A 3,463-nucleotide genomic window follows, 5' to 3' on the forward strand; every position below is an offset into this window, starting at 1 on the left:
CCCGACCACCAGGCCTGGCCCCGGGCGATGGCGGGGCCATAGAGGCGACCGGCGAACTGCTGCATGCGGGCGAACAGACTGGCGCCGTTGATCACGGTGGGCAGGGTCTGGATCAGGCCGGCGCGGGGGTCGGCTTCCAGGGCCGCGGTCAGGCGCACCAGGGTGTCGGCGCTCATCAGGCTGTCGGCGTCGAGAATGACGAAGCCCTCATAGGCGCCGCCGCACCGGGTGACCCAGTCGGCGATGTTGCCAGCCTTGCGATCCAGGTTCCGCGCCCGTCGGCGGTAGAAGAACCGGTCCGGCGCGCCGGTGACCGCCCGCAGGCGGAGCACGCCCGTGGCCTCGGCCTTGGCGATGTCCGGGTCACGGGTGTCCGACAGCACATAGATGTCGAAGAGTTCGGCCACGCCGCAGGCGGCGAGATCCTCGTGAATGGCCTGGACCGCCGCGAGCACCCGGTCGGGGTCCTCATTATAGACCGGCGCCAGCAGAGCCGTTCGGCTCAGGATCACCGGGCGGGGGCGCCAGCGGGCGCGGGCGTCGCGCCAGGCGAGGATCAGGCCCGGAACCGCGCTCAGGAAGGCGAAGGCGACCCAGGCGAAGAGGATCAGAAAGAGGCCGAGCATGCCGAAGTCCGCCAGGCCATAGCCGCCGGGCGCCAGCACCAGGGCCATCCACCATCCCGCGGCGAGCGTCATCAGACCGGTGGCCGTCAGCAGGCCGGCCCGACGCAAACCCAAGGGCTCCAGGGGCGGCGGGACGGGAGCCGGCGCCGATTTCAGGCTCTGGACCGGCATGTCCAGGGGCTGGGGCGGCGGCAGGCTGCGCAGGGCGGGATAGCCGCCGGCTGGAGCGGCGGGCGGCGACGTGACCTGGGCGGCCTGGGCCGCCTGGGGCGGACGAAGGGGCCTGGCCGGACGAGCCGGAGATCGCGGCCGCCTCGGCGGTTTTGGGCCGATCATGCGGTTCAGGCCAACCATTGGCGCACCCATGTTTCGAAGTTGCGGGACGCGCCCAGGCTGGCGCGCAGTTCCAGCGTCCGGGCGGCGCCGGGCTCGAACTCGAAGGCCATTCGCCAGCCACCCTCCACCGGATTTTCCGTCACAGAGAGGTGGCGAACCGGCCGTCCGCCGGCCTCGGCCCAAGGGGTGGGACGGGCGTCTGCGGCGGTGATGTCCAGCAGCACGCGACGCCAGCCCGCGGCATCGCCCGGACCCTCGCGCCACCGTCGCACTGCGCCCGGCGCCAGGGCCGAAGGCCGGCCCCAGGCCAGTCGATAGGAGAAGGCGTGAGGCGCGCCGGCCCTCAAGGGCGCGGCCAGGCGCCAGTCGGCGAGGACGTTGTCGGCCATCTCATCGGTGGCCGGAATCTCCACCAGCCGAACCTCGCCGGAGGCGAAGCCCTCGCCCGGCGTCGCCCACAGGCTGGGCCGCAGGTCATAGCGCGCCTCCAGATCCTGATAGGCTTCGAAGCCGTCCGCCCGCTGCGCCAAGCCGAAGCCCTGGGGTGCGGGTCCCTGAAAGCCGCTGGCGGCGATCTGCGGCGGATTGTTGAGCGGCCGCCACAGGCGCTCGTCCTGCGCCGTCGCCACCATGAGCCCGTCGGAGTCATGAATGCGGGGGCGGAAATCCTCGGCGGCGGAAGGGGCCTGGGGCGCCAGCAGGAACATGCTGGTCATGTTGGCCAGGCCGACCCCCGCCACGTCCCGTCGGGGGAACAGTTCCGCCTGCACGTCGGTGAGCGTCGGCTCGCCCGGCGTGATGACGAAGGCATAGGCGCCGCTGAGGCTCGGGCTGTCCATCAGGGCGTAGAGCCGCAGGGCCTTCGCGCCTCTCGCGGGCCGCTCCAGCCAGAAGGTGGTGAAGCGGGGGAACTCTTCGTCCGGTTCGCCGGCGCCGATGGCCAGGCCCCGGGCCGAGGCGCCATAGACTCCGCCCCGGGCCACGGCGCGGAAATAGCTGGCGCCCAGAAAGGCCGCCACCTCGTCGAACTTGTCGGGGGTGTTGAGGGGATGCAGCAACCGAAGGCCGGCGAACCCCAGGCGGGGGTCGGCCGGGTCGGTCAGATCGCTCAAGGGTCCCGCGCCATAGCGGAACAGGCCCGGGTCATAGGCGACGGGCTGCGCGACCCCGTCGGCCACCTCGAACACCTGCACGGGCTCGGGGAAAAGGCCGCCCCGGTGGAAGAACTGCACCTGGAAAGGCAGGGCTTTGTCAGCCCAGAGCCCGCGGGCGTCGCGGAAGCCCAGCTGGCGCAGGCCGTCATAGTCCAGCGCCGCCAGGGCCGGCGGCAGGTCACGGGACGGCGGCTGGTAGGGGCTGGCGCGAAGCTGCCGGGCCAGGTCGACGACGGAGGCGAAGCTGAAGCCGCGCGTTTCGCGGCTCGACTCCGCAGCCGGGATGCCCGGCGTCAGGCCGGACAGCCCCAGGGCCGACAGCCCGGCCAGCACGGCGCGACGCCCGGGCCCGACCCTCACGAAATCAAGGGATGACGTCACGCTTGTCTTCCGCCTCGTCCTTTCGGGCCGCGCGGACTCCGCCGGCGGTTGGGCGAAACAAGGGCGGGCGGGCGATTTGGCTCCCGCGGGCGGGCCACTTCACCGCCCGAAATGTGCAATTCGCCTCAATCGGCGGCAGATCGATCGCCCTGTGGGCGAACGGCGTTTGGCCGCTGGCCGCTCAACGAGGGTGTCCGAAGTCGAACGGGCCGCCGATGCGACCGACCAGACGATCCTCGTTCCAGACTTCCACGGCGTGCTGCTCGGCCCGCAGGCGCTCAGCCTGGGTCAAGGCTTCACGGTCATCGGGAAAGTGGCGCTCAAAGGTGCTGGAGATGTTTTCTTCAGCTGTCACCACGTAGAGACGATATTTCTTCATCAGCTCGCTCGCACGACACTTGGGCGGGAGCACACCTCGTCTCTCAGTCGCCAGCGCCAACACCATGCCTGCCGATAGGTTGAGCTTAGGCGTCGCTGCTTAAGGTTGCGAATCAACTCTTAAGTTACGTTGTCGGGTATCCGACACTCTGGCTGGTCTCGCATTTCGGCAGGTCAATCGCTAGATAGGCGCCATGGCCTCGTCCGCGACAGATTTCGCCACCTCGACTCTCCCGGCCGCCGATGCGGCGGTGGAGGCCGTGCGCGCCGCCGTCGGCCTGCCTGCGGGCGCGCGGGTGGTGGCGGCCATGTCCGGGGGGGTGGATTCCACCGTCACCGCGGCCCTGCTGAAGCGGGCGGGCTATGACGTGGTGGGCGTGACCCTGCAGCTCTATGACCATGGCGTGGCCGTCGCCAAAAAGGGCGCCTGCTGCGCGGGCCAGGACATTCACGACGCCCGCACCGCCGCAGCGGCCATCGGCATTCCGCACTACGTCCTCGACTATGAAAGCCGCTTCCGCCAGGAGGTGATGGAGGACTTCGCCGACGCCTATCTGCGCGGCGAGACGCCGATCCCCTGCGTGCGCT

Annotated in this window: 4 protein-coding genes; 1 reads left to right on the forward strand and 3 read right to left on the reverse strand. The window is 70.6% G+C overall.

Translation table 11 applies throughout. The annotated features are described in order from the left end of the window. From V7D28_RS14485 to V7D28_RS14495, 3 genes are all read right to left on the reverse strand, one after another. On the reverse strand, positions 1-962 hold a 962-nt coding region (locus tag V7D28_RS14485), incomplete at its 3' end, for a glycosyltransferase (RefSeq protein WP_333588090.1). Between the two features lie 5 nt (positions 963-967). Next, positions 968-2,497 (reverse strand): glucan biosynthesis protein, encoded by a 1,530-nt coding sequence (locus V7D28_RS14490; RefSeq protein ID WP_333588091.1) that lies wholly within the window; start codon positions 2,495-2,497, stop codon positions 968-970. Between the two features lie 181 nt (positions 2,498-2,678). After that, the gene (locus V7D28_RS14495; protein WP_333588092.1) at positions 2,679-2,876 is read right to left on the reverse strand and encodes a hypothetical protein; all 198 of its coding nucleotides are present in this window, start codon (positions 2,874-2,876) and stop codon (positions 2,679-2,681) included. A gap of 193 nt (positions 2,877-3,069) precedes the next feature. Between V7D28_RS14495 and V7D28_RS14500 the strand changes: the two genes are divergently transcribed. Next, a partial coding sequence (locus V7D28_RS14500; RefSeq protein WP_333588093.1) for an asparagine synthase-related protein occupies positions 3,070-3,463 on the forward strand: 394 nt, incomplete at its 3' end.

Source organism: Phenylobacterium sp., from assembly GCF_036723115.1.
Taxonomy (GTDB): Bacteria; Pseudomonadota; Alphaproteobacteria; order Caulobacterales; family Caulobacteraceae; genus Phenylobacterium.

Excerpts from the sequence above, each read along its gene's own strand:
- V7D28_RS14495 (WP_333588092.1), bottom strand. The coding sequence starts at position 2,876 with ATGAAGAAATATCGTCTCTACGTGGTGACAGCTGAAGAAAACATCTCC.